General features: G+C 57.2%; 26 protein-coding genes and 2 tRNA genes. 10 read left to right on the plus strand and 18 right to left on the minus strand.

All coding sequences use genetic code 11. The annotated features are described in order from the left end of the window. Positions 1–8: 8 nt before the first annotated feature. The 9 genes from rimP to rlmE form a co-directional block, all read right to left on the minus strand. Positions 9–467 (minus strand): ribosome maturation factor RimP, encoded by a 459-nt coding sequence (gene rimP / locus I6L49_RS11340; protein ID WP_005338809.1) that lies wholly within the window; start codon positions 465–467, stop codon positions 9–11. Positions 468–638: 171 nt separating this feature from the next. After that, positions 639–715 (minus strand) — tRNA-Met (locus I6L49_RS11345). 92 nt (positions 716–807) lie between these two features. Then, a tRNA-Leu gene (locus tag I6L49_RS11350) sits at positions 808–892 on the minus strand. 7 nt (positions 893–899) lie between these two features. After that, positions 900–1,226, minus strand: a complete 327-nt coding sequence (gene secG, locus I6L49_RS11355) for a preprotein translocase subunit SecG (RefSeq protein WP_005338811.1) — start codon at positions 1,224–1,226, stop codon at positions 900–902. After that, positions 1,227–1,991: a triose-phosphate isomerase gene (gene tpiA / locus I6L49_RS11360; protein WP_216949570.1), complete on the minus strand. Its 765-nt coding sequence runs from the start codon at positions 1,989–1,991 to the stop codon at positions 1,227–1,229. It lies immediately after the preceding gene. Between the two features lie 131 nt (positions 1,992–2,122). Then, positions 2,123–3,457 (minus strand): phosphoglucosamine mutase, encoded by a 1,335-nt coding sequence (gene glmM, locus I6L49_RS11365; RefSeq protein ID WP_216949571.1) that lies wholly within the window; start codon positions 3,455–3,457, stop codon positions 2,123–2,125. Between the two features lie 15 nt (positions 3,458–3,472). Then, positions 3,473–4,318, minus strand: a complete 846-nt coding sequence (gene folP / locus I6L49_RS11370; RefSeq protein ID WP_216949572.1) for a dihydropteroate synthase — start codon at positions 4,316–4,318, stop codon at positions 3,473–3,475. A 59-nt stretch (positions 4,319–4,377) separates the two neighbouring features. Continuing rightward, a complete protein-coding gene (ftsH, locus tag I6L49_RS11375; RefSeq protein WP_005343537.1) occupies positions 4,378–6,324 on the minus strand; it encodes an ATP-dependent zinc metalloprotease FtsH in 1,947 nt (648 codons plus the stop codon). 45 nt (positions 6,325–6,369) lie between these two features. Continuing rightward, complete coding sequence (rlmE, locus tag I6L49_RS11380) at positions 6,370–6,999, minus strand: 23S rRNA (uridine(2552)-2'-O)-methyltransferase RlmE (protein ID WP_005338828.1); 630 nt, start codon at positions 6,997–6,999, stop codon at positions 6,370–6,372. A gap of 97 nt (positions 7,000–7,096) precedes the next feature. Between rlmE and yhbY the strand changes: the two genes are divergently transcribed. After that, positions 7,097–7,393 carry a ribosome assembly RNA-binding protein YhbY gene (gene yhbY / locus I6L49_RS11385; RefSeq protein ID WP_005338829.1) on the plus strand — a complete coding sequence of 99 codons (297 nt, stop codon included), beginning with the start codon at positions 7,097–7,099 and terminating at the stop codon, positions 7,391–7,393. A 103-nt stretch (positions 7,394–7,496) separates the two neighbouring features. Continuing rightward, a complete protein-coding gene (locus tag I6L49_RS11390) occupies positions 7,497–8,078 on the plus strand; it encodes a hypothetical protein (protein WP_021230375.1) in 582 nt (193 codons plus the stop codon). A 76-nt stretch (positions 8,079–8,154) separates the two neighbouring features. Here I6L49_RS11390 and greA read toward each other — a convergent pair whose 3' ends face one another. From greA to pomA, 3 genes are all read right to left on the minus strand, one after another. Next, positions 8,155–8,631, minus strand: a complete 477-nt coding sequence (greA, locus tag I6L49_RS11395; RefSeq protein WP_005338833.1) for a transcription elongation factor GreA — start codon at positions 8,629–8,631, stop codon at positions 8,155–8,157. Positions 8,632–8,787: 156 nt separating this feature from the next. After that, positions 8,788–9,681 carry a flagellar motor protein MotB gene (locus I6L49_RS11400; protein WP_005349528.1) on the minus strand — a complete coding sequence of 298 codons (894 nt, stop codon included), beginning with the start codon at positions 9,679–9,681 and terminating at the stop codon, positions 8,788–8,790. Positions 9,682–9,689: 8 nt separating this feature from the next. Next, the gene (gene pomA, locus I6L49_RS11405) at positions 9,690–10,448 is read right to left on the minus strand and encodes a flagellar motor protein PomA (RefSeq protein ID WP_005349525.1); all 759 of its coding nucleotides are present in this window, start codon (positions 10,446–10,448) and stop codon (positions 9,690–9,692) included. 211 nt (positions 10,449–10,659) lie between these two features. Here pomA and xseB point away from each other — a divergent pair, with 211 nt between their 5' ends. Genes xseB through dxs form a run of 3 tightly spaced genes read left to right on the plus strand, consistent with a single transcriptional unit; the run spans position 10,660 to position 13,692 of the window. Continuing rightward, positions 10,660–10,911, plus strand: coding sequence for an exodeoxyribonuclease VII small subunit (gene xseB, locus I6L49_RS11410; protein ID WP_005338838.1), 252 nt, complete (start codon positions 10,660–10,662; stop codon positions 10,909–10,911). Beyond that, positions 10,912–11,802: a (2E,6E)-farnesyl diphosphate synthase gene (ispA, locus tag I6L49_RS11415; RefSeq protein WP_216949573.1), complete on the plus strand. Its 891-nt coding sequence runs from the start codon at positions 10,912–10,914 to the stop codon at positions 11,800–11,802. A gap of 21 nt (positions 11,803–11,823) precedes the next feature. Further along, positions 11,824–13,692 carry a 1-deoxy-D-xylulose-5-phosphate synthase gene (gene dxs / locus I6L49_RS11420; protein WP_216949574.1) on the plus strand — a complete coding sequence of 623 codons (1,869 nt, stop codon included), beginning with the start codon at positions 11,824–11,826 and terminating at the stop codon, positions 13,690–13,692. 133 nt (positions 13,693–13,825) lie between these two features. On the opposite strand, the gene ushA is transcribed toward dxs, so the two are convergent. After that, the gene (gene ushA, locus I6L49_RS11425; protein ID WP_216949575.1) at positions 13,826–15,550 is read right to left on the minus strand and encodes a bifunctional UDP-sugar hydrolase/5'-nucleotidase UshA; all 1,725 of its coding nucleotides are present in this window, start codon (positions 15,548–15,550) and stop codon (positions 13,826–13,828) included. Positions 15,551–15,818: 268 nt separating this feature from the next. Here ushA and I6L49_RS11430 point away from each other — a divergent pair, with 268 nt between their 5' ends. The 3 genes from I6L49_RS11430 to I6L49_RS11440 all read left to right on the plus strand — a co-directional run bounded on the left by I6L49_RS11430 (position 15,819) and on the right by I6L49_RS11440 (position 17,625). Next, complete coding sequence (locus I6L49_RS11430; RefSeq protein WP_216949576.1) at positions 15,819–16,163, plus strand: DUF2956 domain-containing protein; 345 nt, start codon at positions 15,819–15,821, stop codon at positions 16,161–16,163. Positions 16,164–16,306: 143 nt separating this feature from the next. Beyond that, entirely contained in the window at positions 16,307–16,642 is a 336-nt protein-coding gene (locus tag I6L49_RS11435; RefSeq protein WP_005358483.1) for a hypothetical protein, read from the plus strand. 113 nt (positions 16,643–16,755) lie between these two features. Further along, on the plus strand, positions 16,756–17,625 hold the full coding sequence (locus I6L49_RS11440; RefSeq protein ID WP_216949577.1) for a hypothetical protein: 870 nt from the start codon (positions 16,756–16,758) through the stop codon (positions 17,623–17,625). A gap of 54 nt (positions 17,626–17,679) precedes the next feature. On the opposite strand, the gene I6L49_RS11445 is transcribed toward I6L49_RS11440, so the two are convergent. Continuing rightward, positions 17,680–19,086, minus strand: coding sequence for a sigma-54 dependent transcriptional regulator (locus I6L49_RS11445; RefSeq protein ID WP_216949578.1), 1,407 nt, complete (start codon positions 19,084–19,086; stop codon positions 17,680–17,682). A 151-nt stretch (positions 19,087–19,237) separates the two neighbouring features. Then, entirely contained in the window at positions 19,238–20,041 is an 804-nt protein-coding gene (fkpA, locus tag I6L49_RS11450; protein WP_005335283.1) for an FKBP-type peptidyl-prolyl cis-trans isomerase, read from the minus strand. A 118-nt stretch (positions 20,042–20,159) separates the two neighbouring features. Here fkpA and I6L49_RS11455 point away from each other — a divergent pair, with 118 nt between their 5' ends. After that, positions 20,160–21,128: a hypothetical protein gene (locus I6L49_RS11455; protein WP_021230804.1), complete on the plus strand. Its 969-nt coding sequence runs from the start codon at positions 20,160–20,162 to the stop codon at positions 21,126–21,128. Between the two features lie 14 nt (positions 21,129–21,142). Continuing rightward, on the plus strand, positions 21,143–21,358 hold the full coding sequence (locus I6L49_RS11460) for a SlyX family protein (RefSeq protein WP_005335285.1): 216 nt from the start codon (positions 21,143–21,145) through the stop codon (positions 21,356–21,358). 128 nt (positions 21,359–21,486) lie between these two features. Here I6L49_RS11460 and I6L49_RS11465 read toward each other — a convergent pair whose 3' ends face one another. The 3 genes from I6L49_RS11465 to I6L49_RS11475 all read right to left on the minus strand — a co-directional run bounded on the left by I6L49_RS11465 (position 21,487) and on the right by I6L49_RS11475 (position 25,061). Beyond that, a complete protein-coding gene (locus tag I6L49_RS11465) occupies positions 21,487–22,428 on the minus strand; it encodes an ABC transporter permease (protein ID WP_040068611.1) in 942 nt (313 codons plus the stop codon). 2 nt (positions 22,429–22,430) lie between these two features. Further along, a complete protein-coding gene (locus tag I6L49_RS11470; RefSeq protein ID WP_005349514.1) occupies positions 22,431–23,405 on the minus strand; it encodes an ABC transporter permease in 975 nt (324 codons plus the stop codon). 99 nt (positions 23,406–23,504) lie between these two features. Further along, positions 23,505–25,061, minus strand: a complete 1,557-nt coding sequence (locus I6L49_RS11475; RefSeq protein WP_216949579.1) for an ABC transporter substrate-binding protein — start codon at positions 25,059–25,061, stop codon at positions 23,505–23,507. Positions 25,062–25,093: the final 32 nt, after the last annotated feature.

Consider the following 25,093-nt stretch of genomic DNA (forward strand, 5'->3'; position numbering starts at 1 on the left):
TAGCCTCGTTAACCAAAGTTCGGCACTATGTTCGCTTTTTGGATATTGGTGAAAGCCAACACGTCGTCCTTACCATCTACTGTCAGGGTGATCATGTCGCCTTGCACAGCTTTGATTACGCCTTTGAACTTGCGGCGGTTGTTTGTTGCCATCCGAAGCGTTACCGCCGCCTCTTGGCCAACGTATTTTTCGAAATGGGCAACCTTGAACAGGGGACGATCCAGGCCGGGGGAGGATACCTCGAGGTAATACTCCTCGGTGATGGGATCTTCGACGTCCATGATGGCGCCAACCTGATGGCTGACCTCAGCACAGTTCTCGACAGTCACACCCTGCTCGCCGTCGATATAGACACGCAAGGTGGAGTGTTTACCCGCACGGATAAACTCAATACCCCAAAGTTCAAAACCCAAGGCAACGACCGGAGCCTCGAGCAGATCGGTCAAACGTTGTTCCAACGTAGCCAAAGTCACCCTCCGAAAAACAAAACAAAAAAAGGGCATAAAGCCCAGATAGATATCGATTCAGAGTAAATTGCACATAACAAAAAGCCCCGATGTCAAATCGGGGCTTGGCGCTTTACCCTGATTGTCGCCTCGCAGCGACCGCCTTCCTGAGCGTAGGAAATGCGTGAAATTTGGTTGCGGGGGCCGGATTTGAACCGACGACCTTCGGGTTATGAGCCCGACGAGCTACCATGCTGCTCCACCCCGCGTCCGAAATCGTGCGAGATTATAGCCACTTCACTCTCTCGATACAAGACTGACTGGCTATAATACACTCGGCTTCCCGAGCTCACTGCTTAATTGGTGCCGTGGGCGGGACTCGAACCCGCACACCCTAGAGCACTACCCCCTCAAGATAGCGTGTCTACCAATTCCACCACCACGGCAAAACTCTTACTCGGGAACGTCAGTATCTTTCTTTACTGGCGCTTTGGTCTGCTCAACCTGTTGGGTTTGTTGCAGATTCTCCCATTCACTACCCTGCTTTACCTTGTTGCTGGACATAGATCCGAGCACCAAGCTGATAACGAAAAACAGAGTAGCCAAAATTGCTGTTGTTCGGGTCAGGAAACTGCCTGAACCACCGGAGCCGAATACTGTGTTCGATGCCCCTGCGCCGAAGGAGGCGCCCATATCAGCCCCTTTACCTTGCTGAATCATCACCAGACCAATCAGAGCCAGTGAAACCAGCAGATAAACGACTAAAAGAATCTCGTACATTTAACTTGCACCCTTTGCCGCTTCAACAATTCCTAAAAACGCATCGCTATCGAGGCTTGCTCCGCCAATCAGTCCGCCATCAATGTCGGGCTGTGCAAACAAATCTCTCGCGTTGCTCGGCGTTACGCTCCCACCATAGATGATTCTAACTTTCTCACCTATTACCGGAGTATCCTCCGCCAAGCGACCACGTATAAAGGAATGAACCTCTTGTGCCTGCTCGGGTGTGGCGCATTTACCTGTACCTACAGCCCAAATCGGCTCGTAGGCGATGATAGCATTATCGAAAGCCATCGCGCCATTTTTCTCTATGACGATATCCAGCTCTTCAGCGATCACCTCGAAGGCTCTTCTCGCCTGCCTCGCCGCACCTGATTCACCTAAACAGAGGATGGGAATCAAGCCTGCCGCTCTGGCTGCCGCAAACTTCTCTGCGACGATAAAACTGGTCTCACCAAAGAGACGCCTGCGCTCGGAGTGCCCTACCAATACGTAACGACACCCTGCCTCAACCAGCATCTGACACGAGATTTCTCCGGTGTAAGCGCCAGCCGCGTGCTGACTCACATTCTGAGCCCCCAACTTTATTAGCTTCTGCTCATTAAGCAGTGAAGCGCTAAAGTCGAGATGCACATGGGAAGGACAGAGAACCACATCTACTTTTCCGTCAACGCCGTTTAGGCACTGACTCGTAAACTGCTCTAACTGCGACCTACTACCGTGCAACTTCCAGTTGGCTGCTACAAACGGCTTGCGATGTCCCATCGGCAACTCCCTTGCGAAAGCGGGGCTGATAATATCCAGAGGATGCTCAGCTGACAAGTGCTATTTTTAAATTTTTGAATCGTATGAACAAGATACAACCAGGACGGCTAAAAAGCCGCCCTGGCTGTTCATTAAAACGCCGATTCAACCTGCTTGGCGATGCGCTGAGCCATGTCACGCACCTGCTGTTCATGCTCCCCTTCGACCATGACCCGGATCAGCGGCTCGGTACCTGATTTGCGCAACAGTACGCGACCACGACCAGCCAGCTCCTGTTCCACCTTGGCAACCTCAGCCATGACAGCATCAGCGGCCAGCGGATCCTTGCCTTCGGCAAAACGAACATTCACCAGAACCTGCGGGAACTTGCTCATGCCGGAGCGCAGCTTGGCCAGCGGCATCTCGGCACTGCGCATGGCGGTAAGCACCTGCAAGGCGGCTACGATGCCATCACCCGTAGTGGTCTGATCCAGACAGATAATGTGGCCGGAGTTCTCGCCACCGATGCGCCAGCCCTTCTCTTCCATCATCTCCAGCACATAGCGGTCACCCACCTTGGCACGGGCAAACGGAATGCCCAGGGTTTGCAGCGCCAGCTCCAGACCCATGTTGGCCATCAGGGTGCCGACGACACCGCCTTTGAGGCGACCATTGCGCAGGGCATCGCGCGCGATGATATAGAGCACTTCATCACCGTCGATGAGATAGCCGGTATGGTCGACCATGATCAGACGGTCACCATCACCATCAAAGGCAACCCCCAGATCGGCCTTGCACTCCAGCACCTTGGCAACCAGTGCGTCAGGCGCAGTCGAGCCGACACCATCGTTGATGTTGAGACCATCCGGGGCACAGCCCATTGTGATCACTTCAGCACCCAGCTCGCGGAAAACCGACGGCGCAATGTGGTAAGTAGCGCCATGGCCACAGTCGACCACCATTTTCACCCCATCCAGATTCATGTGAGAAGGGAAGGTGCTCTTGCAGAATTCGATATAGCGACCGGCAGCATCATCAATGCGCACCGCTTTGCCAAGTTCGGCCGACTCGACACACTTGAGGTCGTGATCCAGCTCGGCTTCGATAGCCAGCTCGACATCATCGGGCAGCTTGGTGCCGTCGGCGGAGAAGAACTTGATGCCGTTGTCGTAGAAGGGATTGTGGGAAGCGCTGATGACGATACCAGCTTCGGCACGGAAAGTGCGAGTCAGGTAGGCAACCGCCGGCGTGGGCATGGGCCCCATCAGAATGGCTTTAAGGCCTGCCGCGGAGAGCCCCGCTTCCAGCGCGGATTCCAGCATGTAACCGGAGATGCGGGTATCTTTGCCAATCAGCACCTTTTTGGTGCCCTTCTTGGAGAGCACTTTGCCGGCAGCCCAACCCAATTTCATTACAAAATCAGGGGTAATCGGGTATTCGCCAACCTTGCCGCGCACACCATCGGTACCGAAATACTTTCTTGCCATTGTCTGTTCTCTTTATTATCTGGAAATAAAATCTTGTCCCGTCATTGCCAGCCAACCGACGCGCAATGCGTCCATGGTCTCCCGTACATCGTGTACCCTGATGATGCGGGCCCCATGCTGCATGCCGATAAGGGCGCATGCCAGACTGCCCGCCAGACGCTCATCCACCGGACGGCCCAGCAGGTTGCCTATCATAGACTTTCGCGACATCCCCACCAATAGCGGCAAGCCATAATCAAGCAGTTCCTTTTGAGCCGCCAACAGCTGATAGTTGTGTGCAAGGGTTTTGCCAAAGCCATATCCCGGATCCAGCAACAGCTCTTCACGACGGATCCCGACCGCCAGACAAGCCGCAATACGCTCATCAAAGAAGGCGCGAACCTCCCCGATCAGGTCCTCATAGTGCGGCTCGACCTGCATGGTTCTCGGCTGCCCCTGCATATGCATCAGACAGACCGGAACCCGCGCTTCGGCCGCGGCTTGCAGTGCTCCAGGCTCTTGCAGTGCCCGCACATCGTTGATCAGATGAGCGCCCGCCTTGCAACCCTCCCGCATCACAGCCGCTTTGGAAGTATCGAGGGAGATCATCACCTCCAGCTCAGCAGCCATGCGCTCAACCACGGGGATGACCCTGTCCAGCTCCTCCTGCTCGCTCACATCGGGCGCACCAGGACGGGTTGACTCGCCACCGATGTCGATAAGGGTCGCACCGTCAGAGACCATCTGGCGCGCATGGGCCATTGCCCGTTCAAACTGGTTGAAATTGCCGCCATCGGAGAAGGAGTCGGGCGTCACATTGAGGATCCCCATCATATGGGGACGATCGAGGGAGAGGCTGAGCCCCTTGCTGGTTAACTGCATTTTCACATCCATCTGATAAAGAAAAACCCCGGGCAAGCCCGGGGTTTGGATAGTCACGATTATTTGGCCGGCGCGTCGTTGGCTTTGTCGATAGTGACATCCGCCACCGGTGCCGCCTCATCGGCAGGCTTGGCCTCGGCAGCCACGGTGGAACCGCCTTGCGGGGTATCACCGTGCTCGTCATGCCAGTTGCTCGGAGCACGAACCTCACGACGCGCCATCAGGTCATCGATCTGTTTGGCGTCGATGGTCTCGTACTTCATCAGCGCATCTTTCATGCTGTGCAACACGTCCATATTATCCAGCAGGATCTGCTTGGAACGGGCGTAGTTACGGTCGATGACCTGCTTGACCTCTGCATCGATCACGCGAGCTGTATCGTCGGACATATGCTTGGCCTTGGCCATGCTGCGACCGAGGAACACCTCGCCATCTTCTTCCGCGTAGAGCATCGGGCCGAGACGCTCGGACATACCCCACTGGGTCACCATCTTGCGTGCAATGTCGGTCGCTCGCTCGATGTCGTTGGAAGCACCAGTAGAAACCTTCTCGGCACCGTAGATCAGCTCTTCTGCCAGACGACCGCCATACAGGCTGGAGATCATCGACTCCAGATGCTGCTTGGAGTGGCTCCAGCGATCCTGCTCCGGCAGATACATGGTCACACCCAGCGCACGACCGCGCGGAATGATGGAGACCTTGTAAACCGGGTCATGATCCGGAACCAGACGACCAATGATGGCGTGACCGGCTTCATGATATGCAGTCATCTCTTTCTCGGACTCTTTCATCACCATGGAGCGGCGTTCCGCACCCATCATGATCTTGTCCTTGGCCTTCTCGAACTCGGCCATGGAGACCACTCGGCGGCTCTCACGAGCAGAGAAGAGGGCTGCCTCGTTGACCAGGTTGGCCAAATCCGCCCCGGAGAAACCGGGGGTGCCACGGGCAATCAGCGCCGGATTGACGTCATCCGCCAACGGAACTTTGCGCATGTGCACTTTCAGGATCTGCTCGCGACCACGGACATCCGGCAGACCGACCACAACCTGACGGTCGAAACGGCCCGGACGCAGCAGTGCCGGATCCAGTACGTCAGGACGGTTGGTGGCTGCGATGACGATGATGCCTTCATTGCCTTCAAAACCATCCATCTCGACCAGCATCTGGTTAAGAGTCTGCTCACGTTCATCATGACCACCACCCAGACCGGCGCCACGCTGGCGACCGACCGCATCAATTTCATCGATGAAGATGATGCAGGGGGAGGATTTCTTGGCCTGTTCGAACATGTCACGCACCCGGGAGGCACCAACACCGACGAACATCTCCACGAAATCGGAACCTGAGATGGTGAAGAAAGGCACCTTGGCCTCGCCCGCAATGGCCTTGGCCAACAGGGTCTTACCGGTACCGGGAGGACCAACCAGCAGCACACCGGTCGGGATCTTGCCACCCAGTTTCTGGAATTTGCTCGGGTCGCGCAGATAGTCGACCAGCTCCTTCACCTCTTCCTTGGCTTCATCGCAACCTGCAACGTCAGCAAAGGTGGTCTTGATCTGATCTTCGCTCATCAGGCGAGCCTTGCTCTTGCCGAACGACATGGCACCTTTGCCACCGCCGCCCTGCATCTGACGCATGAAGAAGACCCAGACACCGATCAGCAGCAGCATCGGGAACCAAGAGATGAAGATAGAGGTCAACAGAGACGGCTCTTCCGGCTTCTCGCCCATCACTTTGACATTGTGATTGAGCATGTCGTTGAGCAGCTGGGGATCCGGCGCAGGTATGATGGTGGTGAATCGTTCACCAGTACGCTTGACGCCATTAATGACCTTACCGTCCATCCGCACTTCACGGATCTGCTCTTGGGTCACCTCTTTAACGAAGCTGGAATAGTCCAGCTGGCGACTGGTGGTATCGCTGGGGCTGAAGCTATTGAACACCGACATCAAAACGACGGCGATGACCAGCCACAGGATTAAGTTTTTCGCCATGTCACTCAAATCAGTAACCTCGCAGACTGACAGTTAACGATGAAGGTTAGGGTACTACAGTTTAAAACCGGTAGCCACAATGTAGACTTCCCGTGATCTGGCGCGGGATGAGTCTGGTTTACGAATTTTGACAGCGGAGAAAAGTTTACGAATTTCATTGAGATAGGCATCAAAGCCCTCTCCCTGAAACACCTTCACTACGAAACTGCCGTCACTACGCAATACCTGATTGCACATGTCCAGCGCCAGCTCGACCAGATACATGGCGCGAGCCTGATCCACCTGCTGGGTACCGCTCATGTTGGGCGCCATATCAGACATCACGACATCGACCTTGTCGGGACCCACTCGCTCCAGCAAAGCGCCGAGTACAGTTTCCTCCCGAAAGTCCCCTTGCAGGAAATCGACACCGGCAATGGGATCCATCGGCAAAATGTCACATGCGATGACGCGACCCGAATCACCAACCTGTTCAACCGCGAACTGGGACCAACCACCGGGGGCAGCTCCCAAATCCACTACGGTCATGCCATGTTTCAGCAAGCGATCCTTGCCCTGGATCTCGTCAATCTTGAAAACAGCACGAGAACGCAGGCCCATTTTCTGGGCTTTTTTGACGTATTGATCGTCGAAATGTTCTTTTAACCAGCGAGTTGAACTGGGGGAACGTTTTTTCTGGGTCATGATAATCGACTTTAAAAAACCACAAGGGTTATTAGTATTAAGGGCTAAGTGGGGGTAGAATACGCCCCTTTCAACCCTGACTTATGAAGAAATTGCGATGATTCTCAACAATAAACAGAAACAGTACCTCAAGGGCCTTGCCCATAGCCTCAAGCCTGTCGTCCTGCTGGGTCAGCATGGTCTGACCGAAGGTGTACTGGCCGAGATCGATCTGGCACTGAACCATCACGAGCTGATCAAGGTTAAGGTTGCCTCTGAAGATCGCGAAATGAAACAACTGGTTATGGATGCTATCGTCCGTGAAACCGGTTCAATCAAGGTGCAAAGCATGGGTCATGTGCTGACCATTTATCGTCAAGCCAACGAACCCAAAATCCAGCTGCCCCGCAAGTAAAAGGAAAGAGCATCGCTCTTTCCTTATTCCACTTCTTCCCGAGTCGCTTGCCAAAGTAGTCGCAAAGCCCTTAACCTGCGATGAATACTTCCGGACACGCATTATGGCTCACCATCCTATTCTGACCGACGATGAGCTGGCCATGCTGCGGGACTTGGGGAGCAATCAGGACACCCATGTTCTGAGTGGTCACCTCGATGCCCCCATGCTTGGCTTGCTGCAAAAAGCCGAACACCTTGTACTCGAAGCCCGCTTCGCTGGCCATCAGCTGCGTTTTCCCCTGAGCTTTACCCAAGGGGAAGATGGCTTCGTCGAGCCCCGCTTATCTGCACCGGTCATCAGGGAGCTGGGGTTTGCCCAACCGCGCGCCTGGCGTCTCACCCAAAAGGCCAAGCTATGCAGCGAACTGGGCCTGTTTCAGGTACTCAGCCTCTCCCTCAACGGCCTCATCGTGGAAAATTTGCCAATCGACATGGTGGCCGACACCCCCATCAACGGCGAGCTCTGCATCGAGCAAGAGGACCCTCTTCCACTGCAGGGACGACTGGTAAGGCGCATCAAAGCCAATGCCGACCATGCCACCTGGGCACTGAGCTTTCAGATGAGCGAAAACAACATCGAACGGCTGCGCCACTGGTTGTTTCAGCGCCATCAGGACGCCTTTACCGAGGCGTATCTGTCCTGATTTTTATCAATAATCACATAGATAAAGACAAACAGGGGAGCGCAAGCCCCCCTGTTTCATTGTCTGTAGCATTCGCTTAGATATAAGCGACTTCCAGCACTTCGTATTCCACATCACCGCCCGGGGTCTTGACGATTGCGACATCGTCCACTTCCTTGCCAATCAGGGCGCGGGCAATGGGGGAGTTGACAGAGATGAGGTTCTGTTTGATATCAGCCTCATCATCACCCACGATTCGGTAAACCACCTCTTCCTCTGTCTCGCTCTTGAGCAGAGTCACAGTCGCGCCAAAAATCACGCGACCGTTGTTGGTCATCTTGGTGACATCGATCACCTGCGCATTGGAGAGCTTGGCTTCAATCTCCTGAATGCGGCCTTCACAGAACCCCTGCTGCTCGCGAGCGGCATGGTATTCGGCGTTTTCCTTCAGATCACCGTGCTCGCGGGCATCGGCAATCGCTTCGATAATCTGGGGACGAAGCTCGGTCTTGAGATAATCGAGCTCTTCGCGCAGCTTCTCAGCGCCGCGAACAGTCATCGGAGTATGATTCATAGTCGAAACCTGGGTTGCTTGAAAATAGAAACTGCGGCCATCTGCAAGGAGGCCGCAGCAATCGGTTCGGATGAGGCATCTTAATATGAAGCCAACACAAAATCCACGTCAGCCCCCTGATGCAGATCCCACTTGCGTCATCGGCATTCCCCTCGCTTACTTCCCTTCCGGTACGGAAATGGGGGCCGAAACGGTCGGTTTGCCCTGCATGATGGCGATCTCCACCCGCCGGTTCATCCGACGATTTTCCGGGGTGGTATTGGGCACCAATGGCTGGGAGTCCGCCATCCCCTGCACCACCAGCCGCCCCTGATCAAAACCGGGGACCTTCAGCATCTGGTGCGCCACCGCCACCGCCCGTTGCGACGACAACTCCCAGTTGGACTGGAACAGCTCATCTTCGGTCGCCACGTTGTCGGTGTGACCGGAGATGGTGATTTCACCCGGCACATCCTTGAGCAAGGTCGCGACCTTGCGAATGACCGGCCAGAACTGGGGCTGCAAAAACGCAGAACCGGCGGGGAACGACGCTTTTTCCCTGATCCGGATGATGATCTGCTGGCCCAGCGCCTCAATTTCGATGGCACCGTCCTGGATCTGATCTTTCATCTGCTCGGCGAGGGCTTTGGCCAGGGTATTGGACTGTTCTTGCGCCTTCTTCGCATCCTGCGCGGTATCGCCCCCCGTCTGCTTGCCATCACTCTTGTCCTGACCACCGGCCTGATCCGACTCGCCGGGCAGAAACTCCAGTTCGGTCTGGGTCAGATCGATAGTCTGCTGCATCACAGTATCAATCGGCGTGGGCTCAGGGCGACCGGGCCTGAACTCCTGGGCAATCACCGAGGTTCCCTTGGGAATATCTTTCACCTCAAGGATGTTCTGTACCCCGAATGCCTTGTCCATGGAACCGGCTATCTGCTTGAACTTCTGCACATCCATCTCGGCAAAGGAGAGCAACAGCACGAAGAAGCACATCAGCAGCGACATCAGGTCGGCAAAGGTTCCCATGTAACCAGGGAGACCTGGTGGCGGGCACTTGCAATCAGACATAACGCCCCCTATTCGGTGCCAGTATTACGTTTGGACTGGTTCAGATAGTTTTGCAGCATGGACTGGATCACCCGCGGGTTCTGGCCATCCTGAATTCCCATAATGGCATCAAGGATCAGGGTACGACTGAGCTTCTCCTCCCCGCTGCGCAGCTCCAGCTTGTCGGCAATCGGGATCGCCAACATATTGGCCTCTATCGCACCGTACAGGGTGGTAAGCAAGGCCACCGCCATCGCCGGCCCGATCGACTTGGGGTCACTCATGTTGGCCAGCATGGCCACCAGACCCACCAACGTACCTATCATCCCCATGGCAGGGCCCAGATCCCCAAGGGTACGGAAGACCTTGATGGCAATGACATGGCGCTCGGCTGTCAGGTCGATATCCTTTTCCATCACGGCGCGCACCACTTCGGCATCGTGACCATCCACCAGCATATCGATCCCTTTTTTCATAAATGCATTGGGGATCTCTGCGGCTTCCAGCGCAAGAAAGCCCCCTTTGCGAGCCGCGTCAGCCAGTTCAACGGCTTTAGTAATCAGGTCTTCAAGCTTGTCGCCCTTGTACATAAAGGCTTTACCCGCCACCTTGAATGCCATCAGGAACTGGCCAAGGTTGAACTTCATCATGGCGATGAAGATTGATCCCAATACAGTGATGTAGACCGATGGCATATCCACATACATGCTCATGGGGCCACCCAGCAGCATGCCGTACACCACCACCCCGAAACCCAGCACTATCCCTATCAGACTGCCTAGATCCACGTCCCTACTCCTGTCACCGGTTCTTGTGTCTATTTATAGTCTGTTGAATTTTCTGCTATTGCGACCCATGCGGCAAGCATACATCCACTGAGAATGATGGCTCATTATCGGCCAGTTTAGCGAGAGTTTGAGGGGGCAATGCTTTTCTGCCTCCCCCCTGTGGACGGTCGATGTTAATATAAGCCGTTTTTTTCAATCCCCGAGGATGGACATGGCCAGTAAAAAAATCGACCGTCTGAGTTTTGATGCCACTCTGGAAGAGCTGGAAACCATCGTTCATCAGCTAGAACAAGGTTCCCTACCCCTGGAAGAGGCACTCAAGCAGTTCGAGCAGGGCGTTCATCTGGTTCGGGCCGGTCAGCAGAAGCTGGAACTGGCCGAACAGAAGATCCAGATCCTGCTCAGTCAAGCCGATGGCAGTGATCAGCTCGCCCCCTTCCAGCCAGAACAAGGAGAGGAGTGAGTGGCGCTGGACCATTTTTCCCGTCTGCATCGTCAGCGTATTGACGACTGTCTGTCAGCACAACTTGAATCCTTGCCCGCCATGGCGCCGCGTCTGCGCGATGCCATGAGTTATGGCCTGCTGCTGGGCGGCAAACGGGTTCGCCCGTTTCTGGTCTACGCGGTCGGCGAGATGCTGGGCGTCAAGAGCGAACTGCTGGATGGCCCCGCGGCTGCCGTGGAGTGCATCCACGCTTACTCCCTGCTGCACGATGACCTGCCCGCCATGGATAACGACGACCTGCGTCGTGGTCAGCCAACCGTTCACAAGGCGTTTGACGAAGGCACCGCCATTCTGGCCGGTGATGCGCTGCAGACCCTGGCGTTCTCCATTCTGGCCGATCACCCCATGCCCGATACCTTGATGGCCAACCGGGTGCGCATGCTGAGCACTCTTGCCCGCGCCTCCGGCTATCTCGGTATGTGCGGCGGTCAGGCGCTGGATCTGCAAGCGGAAGGACGCCGGATCACGCTCGCCGAGCTGGAGCAGGTACACCGCCACAAGACGGGGGCACTCATCGAATGCGCCGTCACTCTTGGCGCCCTGTGCAAGGAGAATGTCGACGAAGCGACCCTGACGGCGCTGCAAACCTATGCCTCCGCCATCGGCCTCGCCTTCCAGGTGCAGGATGACATCCTCGACATCACAGGTGACACCGCCACCCTGGGCAAACCGCAAGGCTCCGATCTGGCGCTGGAGAAGAGTACCTATCCGGCCCTGCTTGGACTCGAAAACGCCCGTGAGCTGGCTCGCGAACTGCACGGTAAAGCCTTAACAGCCCTGCAATCCTTGCCCTACAATACCGACATTCTGGAAGCGTTCGCCGATTACATCATCGAGCGAACCCACTAAACGCTGGATAACAGTTAAAAAATGAGCGTTGATATTAGCAATTTCCCCAACCTGGCCCTCGCGGACACCCCGATAGAGCTGCGTTCCCTGCCCAAAGAGCGGCTACCGGTGCTGTGCAACGAGCTGCGCGAATATCTGCTGCGCTCCGTCAGCCGCTCCAGCGGACACTTTGCCTCCGGGCTCGGCACGGTCGAACTGACAGTGGCCCTGCACTACGTCTACAACACCCCGTTCGATCGGCTGATCTGGGATGTGGGCCATCAGGCCTATCCCCACAAGATCCTGACCGGACGCCGTGACCAGATCCACACCATCCGTCAGAAAGATGGTCTGCACCCCTTCCCCTGGCGTGGCGAGAGCGAGTACGACGTGCTCTCCGTCGGCCACTCCAGCACCTCCATCGGTGCGGCGCTCGGTATGGCGGTTGCCGCCGAGAGTGAAGGGCTGGGCCGCAAGGTCGTGGCGGTGATCGGTGATGGCGCCATCACGGCGGGGATGGCTTTTGAAGCGCTCAACCACGCCGGCGATGTCCATAAAGACATGCTGGTGATCCTCAACGACAACGAGATGTCCATCTCCGAGAATGTTGGCGCGCTCAACAACCATCTGGCCCGGGTCATGTCCGGCAAGCTCTACACCACCATCCGCGAAGGCGGCAAGAAGGTGCTAGCCGGTCTGCCGCCAGTCAAGGAGCTGGCCAAGCGGGCCGAAGAGCACCTCAAGGGGATGGTGGTGCCCGGCACCCTGTTCGAGGAGTTTGGCTTCAACTACATCGGCCCCATCGACGGTCACGATATCGAGGCACTGGTCGAGACCCTGCGCAACATGCGCAACCTCAAGGGCCCGCAGCTGCTGCACGTCAAGACCAAGAAGGGCAAGGGCTACGAGCCCGCCGAAAAAGACCCTATCGGTTATCACGCCGTGCCCAGGTTCAATCCGGACGAGTGCGCTCTGCCCAAGGCGAGTGGTGCCAAGCCCACCTTCTCCGCCATCTTCGGCCAGTGGCTGTGTGACATGGCGGCCAAAGACGAGAAGCTGGTCGGCATCACCCCTGCCATGCGCGAAGGCTCCGGGCTGGTGAAATTCAGCCAGCAGTATCCGGATCGCTACTTCGATGTGGCCATTGCCGAGCAGCATGCGGTCACTTTTGCCGCCGGTCTGGCCATCGCCGACAAGAAGCCGGTGGTCGCCATCTATTCGAGCTTCCTGCAACGTGCCTACGATCAGGTGATCCACGACGTGGCGCTGCAAGAGCTGCCAGTGCTGTTCGCCATCGACCGGGCCGGTCTGGTAGGCGCTGACGGCCCCACCCATCAGGGGGCGTTCGACATCAGCTTCCTGCGCACCGTGCCCAACATGGTGATCATGACCCCCTCCGACGAGAACGAGTGCCGCCAGATGCTCTATACCGGCTATCTCCATCAGGGCCCTGCCGCAGTGCGCTATCCGCGCGGCAGCAGCCTGAGCGACGCCCCCATCTCGTCAGAAATGCAGGCACTGGAGCTCGGCAAGGGACGTATCCTGCGAGAGGGCAAGGGCACTGCCATTCTGGCGTTTGGCACCTTGCTGCACCACGCCAAAGCGGCCGCCGAAGTGCTGGATGCCACCTTGGTGGATATGCGCTTTGTCAAACCGATGGATGAGGCGCTGGTGCTGTCGCTGGCGGCCAGCCACGATCACTTCGTCACCATTGAAGACAACGCCATCATGGGCGGTGCCGGTTCGGCGGTGAACGAACTGCTGATGCGCAGCAAGCAGTGCAAGCCGGTGCTCAACCTTGGCTTGCCGGATCGCTTCGTGGAACAGGGTACCCAGCAGGAGATCTATGCCCTGCTCGGTCTGGACGATGCAGGCATCCAGCGCAGCATCGAAAGCTGGCTGCAAGCCTGACGAGACACGATGTGATGCAATAGACTGGAAAATTCAGTAACGGTTCGAAAAAATCCCCAGGTAATGCCTGGGGATTTTTTTAAGAAGACAGCAGAGTGTGACTACTGTTGTGACGATACCGAATCGACAGCGCTTAGTTACACCCTTCGGTAGAGGCTGAGTTCAGATAGCTCACCTCATTGCCTGACTGATAATCGGCCACGTTGATGGTCTTCTTGATCTCGATGTACTCCTTCAGCACGGCAGCATCGACCAACCCGGCGTTGATGGTATCGATCTTCGGATAACCGTCACCACCGGAGGCGCTGAAGCTCGGGATCGCGAAGCTGTAAGTTGCAGCCGGATCAAACGCCTTGCCACCGATGCTGGTGATATTGACGCTCTTGGCCTGGCAATCCACCGCCATGTTGATACCGCCAAACTGGGCATAACCACCGGTATTGCGGGTCTTGCTTGCCACCTGGCCCAGATAGGTCGCCAGATCGCTTCCCTTCATGACAGCCTTGTTGACCGTGTTGCCAAACGGGTGCACCAGCAGCACGCTGCGGTAGGTGATATCACCGGCCGGGATGCTGTCACGGACGCCGCCAGAGTTGACGATACCAAAGTCGACACCCAGCTTGCTGCTGGTCGCCGTGGTGATCAGGCGACCCAGGTTGGTCTGCTTGTTGCGAACCGAGTTGCGATCACCAACCAGCAAGCCATCTGCCGAGCCAATGACGACATTCAGCTCTTGCTGACCTTTCTCCTGATAACCCAGCAGGGTGTTATACAGCTCGGGATCCTTGGTGATCTCGTCCTGTACGAACTGCATCTTGGCCGGATCCTTGGTTACGGCGCCGTTGGCATCGATCGCCTCGCCCTTGGCGTTACGCTTGATCAGGTTGACCGGGATCAGGTCATAGCTGGTCAGGGTCAACTTGCCATTCTGGTACTCAAACTGGGCACGGCCCACATACTTGCCCCACTCGTGAGCCTGCATGATCCAGGTGCCGTTCTGCTGGTCTGGCTGGCAGTTATCACCCGGTTTGAAATTGGCGTACTTGTTGGTAGTACCCGGTTCCATACAGACCGGATTCTGGGAGTGGCCACCAATGATGGCATCCAGAGTCCCTGCCGGCAGTGCACGAGCCATCTCTACATCGCCCGGCGCATTGCTGCCGTGCTGACCATTCTCGTAATGGCCCATGTGAGTGATGGCGAAGACCAGATTGGCCTCCTTGTTGCTGCGGATCTGCTGGCCCAGTTTGGCCGCCTCGCTGGTCGGATCGCGGAACTCCAGGGTTTGCACGTTGTTGGGATCCACCAGCTGGGCGGTATCCTCGGTGGTCAGGCCCAGTACGGCGACCTTGAGACCGCTCTCCAGCTTGAACACCTTGTAGGGGTCAAAGTAGTGTTTGCCACTGGCCTTGTCATAGATGTTGGCCGAGAGCATGGGGAACTGGGCCCACTTGCGCTGCTTCTCCAGCACGCTGAGAGGGTTGTCGAATTCATGGTTGCCCACTGCCATGGCATCGTAGCGAATGTTGTTCATCGCCATGAAGTCAGGCTCGGCATCCTGCAGATCGGACTCCGGCACCCCGGTATTCACATCACCACCGGAAAGAACCAGTACGTCACTGCCAGCAGCCTTGGCATCGGCACGCAGCTGCTCGACCAGAGTCTTCTGGGCAGCCATACCGTACTCATTTTCAGCGTTGTGCCAGAAACGGCCGTGGGTATCGTTGGTGTGCAGGATGGTCAGTTTGCAGACATTTTCGGTGCAGGGTGCAACGGTGTCATTGCTCGAGGTATTACAGCCAGTCAGTGCAGCAAGCACGGCCAGTGCCACGCCGCCTTTGATAAAGTTATTATTCATTTCCATATCACCTTGATTGTTTTGTTATTTATCAACCCTGTCCAGCGGGTCGGGCGCCAATATAACAAACAACGGATGACCGTTTTTCATCGATGACTCACAAATTCTGCTAATTGTGATCTTCGGCCCAACATCCGGCTTCCTGCTGATTTATCAGTTTTTTTGTTGAGCAGTCACTCACTTGCTCCCCTCCCGCACCAAGGAGGCGCCACCCGGACGCGCCTTTATGGCATACTCCCCAGCCAGCCATGCCCGAGGAGATGATTTGATGGCCAAGTACGACAAGATTTCCCCCGAGACCCAGCAGGAGGCGATGAAAATTGCCCGTGCCAACCAGAAGCCGGGGCAGACCAAGGAGCAGACCCAGCTTATCGCGCAAGGGATCCAGAAAGGCATCGACGAATACAAGAAACAGATGAAGGCGCGGGCCCGCGAAGCGAGCCGCCAGAAAAAATTGCAGGCCAAAGCCAGGCAGCCACAGGCGGCGCCACAAACCGAAGAGCAAGACGATCAGCTTGAAGTGGTTGAAGTAAGCCATCAGCATCCCCTGCCCTGGATCTTGCTGGTGCTGAGCTGGCTAGGATTTGCTACAGCCTGGTTCTGGTTGCACTAAGACGCGCTAGCAAACCTTTATCCGGGATCCTCTTCACAGCCCGGGCCCGGGCTGCTGGTGATTACCTGCGAAGAGTGGTTAAATCGCGCGCCTCTTGCACCGGACTCCCTGTTTTTTGACGATCAGTTTTCAGGAAAGATGTTATGAACCCCGCTCCGCTCTATCTGCTGGCCCCTTTTGTACTGTTCCTTGTGACCATGCTGCTCTATCGCATTTCGCCGCTGCGGGCGGTCGCCGCCGGTGGGGTACGCTGGTTTATCCTGCCGGCCTTCACCCTGTTTATTTTGCTGATCATCATCAATGGTGCCGCCGATCCCGCCCTGCGCGATCCGGCATTCCACTGGTTGATGCCGGGCCTTGGCTTTGCCCTGAGCCTGTTTCCGGCCCTGCCCAAGGCGCTGGTGCCACGGCTCGCCATCAAAGAGGGGGCCTTTGCCGCCCTCGGTCTGATGCTGATGAGCCTGGCTATGGTCTACTGAGCAACCGGCCACAGCCGTTAACATGACTCAAGGGGCGCTCTGTGATGGGCGCCCCTTGTACAAACAATGGCCTGCAGGCATCTTGGTGACAGGATAACCAGCAAGGAGGCCAAATGGACAATCCGCCCGATTTCATGGCGCTGTGGGATTATCAGGATCCCGCCGCCAGCGCACTGCGTTTTCACACCCTTCTTCCCGAAGCGCGCACCGCCGCCGACCTGCAACTCGAACTGGAGTTGCTGACCCAAATTGCCCGCACCCACTCGCTGCAGCGCCAGTTTGCCGAAGCCCATCAGCTGCTCGACGAGATAGCGCCTCGCCTCACCGACACAACCCCCAGAGCGCGGATCCGGGCCCTGCTGGAACGGGGCCGCACCTTTAACTCGGCGGGCGACAAAGCCAGCGCCAAACCGCTGTTTGAACAAGCCTGGCAGTGGGGACTCAAGGAGAAAGAAACCTATCTCGCCATCGACGCCGCTCACATGATCGCCATCGCCGCACCACTGGAAGAGCAGAGCCGCTGGCATCAACTGGCGATGGAGCTGGCGGAGCGCAGCAGTGACGAGAAGGTGCGTGGCTGGCTGGCCCCCCTTTACAACAATCAGGGCTGGACCCTGTTCGAACTGGGCCGCTTTGATGAGGCGAAAATCCAGCAGCAGAAGTGTCTGGCCTGGCATCTGCAACATAACCAGCCGGCCAAGGCGTTTATCGCTCGCTGGAGTCTGGCTCGCCTGACCCGGGCCCAGGGTCAGCACCAGCAAGCGCAGGCAGAGCTGCACCAACTCAAGGCCGATATGGCCGAGGCAGGCGAACCTGAGGATGGTTATCTGTTCGAGGAGCTGGGGGAGAATGCCTTGGTGCTGGACGATCCGCTGGCCGCGGAATACTTCTCCCGCGCCTGGTTTCTGTTGTCGCAGGACCGCTGGTTCAGCGCCAACGAGGGGGAGCGACTGGCCCGCCTCAAGCGCCTCGCCAAACTCTGATCCCCCAAATAGCAAGGGCGGCACGCTAGCCGCCCTTTCTGCTGGCAAGATGGTTCAGGCCCGATTGGACTCTTCCCACCCCTGCTTTTTACGGTAAATGGTGGAGGGGCTGATCTCGAGCAGGGCCGCCGCCTTGGGAATATTGCCGTCACAGCTGGCGATGGCCTGTTCGATCACCTCTTTCTCCACCAGCCAGAGCGGACGAATTGGCCCGTTGGCCACCCCGGTGGCTGCCGGAGCCGATGCCACCGCTGCCGCAATCGCAGCCGGCAGCTGGGGACGAACCCCATTGAGCGGTGGCGGCAGAATATCCGGGCTCACCAGCTCCTTGTCGTTGAGCACCACGATATTGCGCACCACGTTTTGCAGCTCGCGTACGTTGCCAGGCCAGGGGTAGTCGAGCAGCACTCGCGCCGCCTCGACATCGAAATCCTTGAAGCGTTTGTTCTCCTCCTTGGCGTAGCTCTGCAACAGGGTACGCGCCAGCAGCAGGATATCCTCGCCCCGCTCCCGCAGCGGCGGCAGGGTGAGGGGAATGACGTGGAGCCGATAGTAGAGATCCTCGCGAAAACGGCCCGCTTTCACCTCCACCAGCGGATCCCGGTTGGTGGCGCAGATAAAGCGCACATCCACCGTCTCGAGCTTGCCACTGCCGACCCGCTGCAGGGTGCCGGTCTGGATAAAGCGCAGCAGCTTGCTCTGCAGATCCAGGTCCATCTCGCAGATCTCGTCGAGAAACAGGGTGCCACCATCGGCCAGACTGGCCGCCCCCTTGCGATCCCCCTGGGCGCCGGTAAAAGAGCCCTTCACATGACCGAAGATCTCGCTCTCCATCAAATCGTGGGGAATGGCGGCGCAGTTGAGGGCAATAAAGGGCTGTTCGCTGCGGGGACTGCACTGGTGAATCGCCTCGGCACACACCTCTTTGCCGGTGCCGCTTTCGCCAGTGATAAAGACGGTCGCCTTGCTGGGCGCAGCGCTCTCGATGATGCGATAGACCGCCTGCATCGACATGGAGGCACCGATAAAGCCGAAGAAGGAGCTACGCTCGAAGTTCTCCCGATAGTGGGCAACCAGCGAGCTCAACTGCTGGTGTTTCAAGGCATTGCGAACGGTGGCACAGAGCCGCTTGCTGTCAAACGGCTTGGTCAGAAAATCGAAGGCACCGAGGCGCATCGCCTCCACCGCCACATCCACCGAGCCGTGGGCGGTGATCACCACCACCGAGCAGGGCAACTGCTGTTCGGTGATCATCTGCAGAATATCCATACCGGACATATCCGGCAGCTCCAGATCCAGCAGCACCACGGGGGGAGGACTTGCCAGCAACTGCGCCAACGCCTGCTGACCACAATCGGCCAGCACCACCTCATACCCCTCCTGGCGCAGGTACTGTTCATAGACCACCGCCAGACTACGGGTATCTTCCACCAGCAGGACACGCGATTTATTTTCAGCCACTGGACTCATCCTTGTATTTGATTCTGCGATCTATTTTGCCTTATTTTCGCGCGCAAACCCAACGCCAAGACAGCTCTGTTATCCCGCGATTGCAGGGAATACACAAGTAAAAACGGCTCCTTAAGGAGCCGTTTTTAACTACAAGAAGGGATTACTTCTTGGCGTCGTCTGCAGTCGGCTTCTCGATAGCCAGCAGCTCAACGTCAAACACCAGCACGGCGTTCGCCGGGATGGAGCCTGCACCGTGCTCACCATAGGCCAGCTTGGACGGCAGGAAGAACTTGAACTTGGAGCCAACCGGCATCAGCTGAACACCTTCGGTCCAACCCGGGATAACCTGGTTGAGCGGGAAGGTAGCCGGCTCGCCGCGATCGACGGAGCTGTCGAACTTGGTGCCGTCGGTCAGGGTACCGGTGTAGTGAACCTTGACGATGTCGGTTGATTTCGGCTTGGCGCCAGTGCCCATCTTCTCGACCACGTATTGCAGGCCGGATTCAGTGCTCTTCACACCCTCTTTCTTGGCGTTGGCAGCCAGGAACTCTTCGCCCTTCTTCAGATTCTCAACGGCGTCTTTCTCGGCCTTGGCCTTGGTCAGCTCGTTGATCTTGGCGTCGTAATCCTGCAGTACCTTCTGGATCTCTTCATCAGTCATCTTGGCTTCTTTGCCCAGACCGTCAGTCACCCCTTTCAGGATCACGGCGTTGTCCAGTTTGATGCCCAGTTCCTGCTGACGCTCCAGGGTATTGGCGATGTAACGACCCATGGAGAGGCCAATTGCGTAGCCAGATTGCTCTTCAAAGCTCTTGGCTTCGGCCTTGGTCGCCTCTGCCGGCTTGCTGGCTTCTGCCTTCACTTCGGCGGTATTGGCCGCAGCAGGCTTCTCGTCTTTTTGGCAAGCAGTCAGACCGACGGCAACGGCCGCAGCCAACAGGGACACCTTCAGAAATTTGTTCATCAGTTTCTCCAAACTCCAAATACCGCTCTCGGTTCCATCGTGAAATGAGAGGTTTATCGTGATAAGCGCCTTATACTAACGCCGTGATCGCAGGTAACAAAAGCGTGAGACCGCAAAAATGATAAAAAGTGCCATTTATCTGGTGAGCCTCTGTTTAATGCTCACCGGTTGCGAGCAGAGCTCCCAACCCAACCAGCAAATGACCCTCGCCAGCACGGGTCTGCTGACCGCAGATCTCTCCAGTGATGGCAAGCAGGCCATCGTCTCCAGCATCAGCCAGGGCATCATCGTCTGGGATCTGGAACAGAACCGTCAACGCTGGCGCTGGAAGCAATCCGACTCTGCGGATGATCTGGTATTCATTACCCGCTTTTCCGAAGGCAACAGCCATGCCGTCACCGCAACCCCAGACACCTTTGCTACCTGGCGGCTGAACGACGGGCAATCACAAGGCTACTACTCACTTCCTGAATCCAGGCTGAGGGACATCGCGCTCTCTGCCGACGGTCGTTATGTGCTGATCGGGCGGGAAGATGGCAAAGCTGAGTGGCTCGACACCCGAAGCGGCCGTCGCCTGCAGTTTCTGGGGCACACCGAACAGGTCAATACGGTGGATCTCTCCGCCAACGGTCGCTACGCCCTGACCGGCGGCAACGACTACAGCGCCTATCTGTGGGATACCCGTAGCGGGCAGGTGATCTGGCGCTTCAACCATGGTGGCCGGGTGATCATGGCCAGACTGGAGCCGAGCGGCCGCTACGCCTTCACCGCCGACAGCAGCCGGGCCAGCATCTGGGACCTGAAAACTGGCAAGGAGGTGAGTCAGCTGCAATATGATCACCGCTTCGAGGTATACACCAGCGCCCGCTTTGCCAACGATGGCAAGTGGCTCATCACCGGCGCCCCTTCCCGTCAGCTCTCCCTGTGGCAAGTGAGCGATGGTGCCCTGCTGCAGAGCTGGCGCGTCTCGCCGCAACCCAAGGTGAAACCGCCCAGCGCAGTGGTCTACGGCGTCGCTTTGCGCGACAATAGCCACCTTGTCAGTGCCAGCTCCAGTGGTCTGGCCGAAATCTGGACAATCAAGTAAGGACCCGAAGGCCCATGAGTCAGCAACTTAACGATCGCATCGAAACCCTGGAAACCCGTCTCGCCTATGCGGAATACACCATAGAGCAGCTCAACGACGAGGTGACCACCCAGGGCCGTGAACTCGATCGGCTCAAATACCAGATCCAGCTGCTGATCGACAAACTACAAAGCGTACAGCCCAGCCAGATTGCCAGCATGGCCGAAGAGACCCCGCCGCCGCACTACTGATGGGTGTGCAATCAACAAGCTGTCTGCTCAAGACCAATAAAAAATCCGAAACCGGCTAAACCGGTTTCGGATTTTTTTCATCCAAATGACCTGACAGCTGCGACTCGGCGCCTCAGAGTCGGCCCGCGTTAACCTTTGTAGATCTTGGGGTTAAACACATCCCGCAGCCAGTCACCCAGCAGGTTGATGACCAGCACCAGCACCACCAGACAGATACCCGGGAAGGCGGTGATCCACCAGGAGCCGGAGAAGATGTAGTTGAAGCCGACGCTGATAAGCGAACCGAGCGAGGGCTGATCAACCGGCATTCCCAGCCCGAGGAAGGAGAGCGCCGCCTCGCTCATGATAGCGTTGGCCACCTGCACGGTGGAGATCACCAGAATGGGCGACAGGCAGTTGGGCAGAATGTGGCGGAACATGATGCGCGGGGCGCGGAACCCCATCACCTTGGCGGCCTCCACATACTCCTTCTTCTTCTCCGCCAGCACAGAGGCGCGCACGGTACGGGCGTATTGCGGCCACTCGGCGATACCGATGATCACCACCAGCATCATGATGGCAAACTTCGAGTAAAACTCGGAGCCAAAGGTTGCCTGAAAGATGGCGGAGATGATGATCGCCACCATCATGGTGGAGAACGACAGCTGCACATCGGCAAAGCGCATCAGCAGGTTGTCGATACGACCACCGAAGTAACCGGCAATCAGACCGATGACGATACCAAGCACCAGCTGCAGCGCCACCGCAAACAGGCCGATGGTGAGGGAGATACGGGCGCCATAGAGGATGGTGCTCCAGATATCTCGTCCCTGGTTGTCGGTGCCGAGCCAGAAGCGCTCCTCGCCACCTTCGAGCCAGGAGGGGGGCAACTCGGCATCCATCAGATCAAAACTGGTCTGGTCATAGACGTTGTGCGGGGCGAGCCAGGGGGCCAGCAGCGCCGCCAGCACAAATACCACGAACACCGCAAAGCTGAACATGGCTACCTTGTCCCGCAGGAAGTAGTAGACGATGTCAGAGTTCTTGAATCGTGCCCAACGGCTTGGGCTTGCAGTTACAGCGTTACTCATGCTTACCCCTTGGCAGTCAGGTTAACGGTCGGGTTAATCAACCCGTAGAGCAGGTCGACCAGGGTATTGGTCACCACGAAGATCAATCCCACGAAGATGACGTAGGCGGTGATCAGCGGGGTATCGACCCTGTGGATCGCTTCAAGAAACAGGAAGCCGGTACCCGGCCACTGGAACACACTCTCGGTCAGAATGGTGTAGGCCACCATGGTACCGATCTGCACCCCGCCGACGGTAATGACCGGCAGCATGGTGTTCTTCAGAGCGTGCTGATAGTAGACCTTGTTGTTGTCCAGCCCCTTGGCGCGGGCGAACTTGACGTACTCGGAAGAGAGCTGCTCCAGCATCTCGGAGCGCACCAGCCGGATAAACAGCGGCAGCATGATGGAAGAGAGCGACACCGCCGGCAGGATCAGGTGCAGGATGCCATCCCAGGTGAAGAAGCCCGACTCCCAGCCCAGCAGGTTACGGGTCTCGCCGCGGCCATAGGCTGGCAGCCAGCCCAGCTGGATGGAGAAGAGGTACATCAGCATGATGGCGGTCAAAAATACCGGGATCGAGATGCCGATACTGCTCCCCGCCATGATGATCTTGGTGGGAATGCTGCGCGGGCGGATCGCCGAATAGACACCGAGTGGAATGGAGACCACCACGATGATGAGCGCGGCAGCAAACACCAGCTCAAGGGTAGCCACCAGCTTGTCGAGGATCACCTCGAGAGCTGGTCGCTTGAAGAAATAGGAGGTGCCCAAATCCCCATGCACCGCATTTTTCAGAAAGCGGCTGTATTTGATGAGGAAGGGATCGTTAAGGCCCATCTTCTCGCGCAACTCGTGACGCTGGGCTTCGGAGACGGATTGTCCCACCAGCTCGCGCAACGGGTCACCCAGGTTGTCCTGGATGGAGAAGGCGACCAGGCTGATGACGAACATCACTATCACGGCCTGATAGAACCGTTTCAGCAGGAATGTAAACATGCTTGTCCTTCTACGTGGCCTGTGTCGTGGCACAGGCTTCTGTTAGTGGGCGGAGTGGCCAGCTGACCACCCCGCCCCGTCCTTCCTTGCGACGTTCTCTTACTTGCTGACCACCAGGTCACCCAGGTAAGGGAAGTTCATCACGTTGACCACCGGCTTGATGTCGACGTTCTTCTTGGCGCCATAGGCCAGATCTTCCCAGTGCAACGGCACGTAGGCAGCATCTTCGATCAGCATGGCTTCGACCTTCTTCAGCATCTCGGCACGCTTGGCCGGATCGGTCTCGGCGTTGGCATCCATCACCAGCTTGTCAGCTTCGGCGTTGGCATAACCGGCGCAGTTGTACTGGCCCATACCGGTCTTGGCATCCTTGGTGAAGGTCAGGAACTCGAAGAAGTTCGCAGTATCTTCGGTGTCGGAGTGCCAACCGATCATCTGCATGTCCGCGGCACACTTGTCAAACTCAGGCCAGTACTGGGCCACCGGCATGGTTTTCAGATCCACCTTGATGTTGATCTTGGCCAGCATGGCGGAGACAGCCTGGGCAATCTTGACGTCGTTGACGTAGCGGGCAGCCGGGGAGATGAAGGTCATCTTGAAGCCTTTCTCGTAACCGGCCTCTTTCATCAGCTCCTTGGCCTTGGCCAGATCATACTGGGGCACCAGCGCCTCGTTGTGACCGGCATAGCCTTTCGGGCTCAGCTGGCCAGCAGGGGTACCGAAGCCCTTGTTGATCTTCTCGACAATGCCCACCTGGTTGATGGCGTAGTTGATCGCCTGACGCACGCGCTTGTCTTTCAGTGCCGGGTTGGTGTTCTGGTTCAGCTCGATGATGATGGCGCGGGTACCGGACAGGGTGACCAGCTGGGAGTCCTTGCCATTCTTCACGCGCTCCAGATCGTTCGGCGCAACCGGATAGATCATGTCCACGTCGCCACCCAGCAGGGCTGCAACACGGGTCGCATCTTCCTTGATCGGCACTACGGTCAGGTTCTCGACGTTACCCTTGGAGGCTTTATCCCAGTAGTTGGCGTTGCGGGCATAATCCAGCTTCACACCCTGCTCGCGGAACTTGACAGTGAACGGGCCAGTACCGGAGACGTGGGTAGAGGCATAGGAGTCGCCGTTTTTGACGATCTCGGCCTTGTCTTTGCCCGCTTCGGTCTTGCCGGTGTAGAACTTGGAGTCCATCGGGAAGATGTAGGTGACGGTCTGCAGCACCAGCGGGAAGGGCTTGGCGGTAATCAGATCGACGGTGTAGTCATCGACCTTCTTCACTTCGCTGATGGGATCGAAGATCGCCTTGAAGTCGACGGAGGATTTCAGGCGGTTGACGGTCCACACCACGTCGTCAGCGGTGAAGTCGTTACCGGAGTGGAACTTGACCCCTTTGCGCAGGTGGAAGCGGACGGTCTTGTCGTCAATACGCTCATACTTCTCGGCCAGACGGGGCTCGAACTGCAGGTCCTGGGTGTAACGCATCAGGGGATCGAATACCAGGTGCGACATCTCCAGGGTCTGACCGGAGAGCTGCTCCTGCGGATCCAGCGAAGTGGCGTCAGAAGCGACACCCACCTTGATATCAGCGGCTGAGACACTGAAGGCGAAACCGGCGGCAAACAGCGCCAGGGCAATCTTGGACAATCCTTTCTTCATCTTGTTCTCCATGCTTTTGGCTTTCTTATGAC

The organism is Aeromonas sp. FDAARGOS 1419 (assembly GCF_019047045.1).
In the GTDB taxonomy this organism is placed as follows: domain Bacteria; phylum Pseudomonadota; class Gammaproteobacteria; order Enterobacterales; family Aeromonadaceae; genus Aeromonas; species Aeromonas veronii.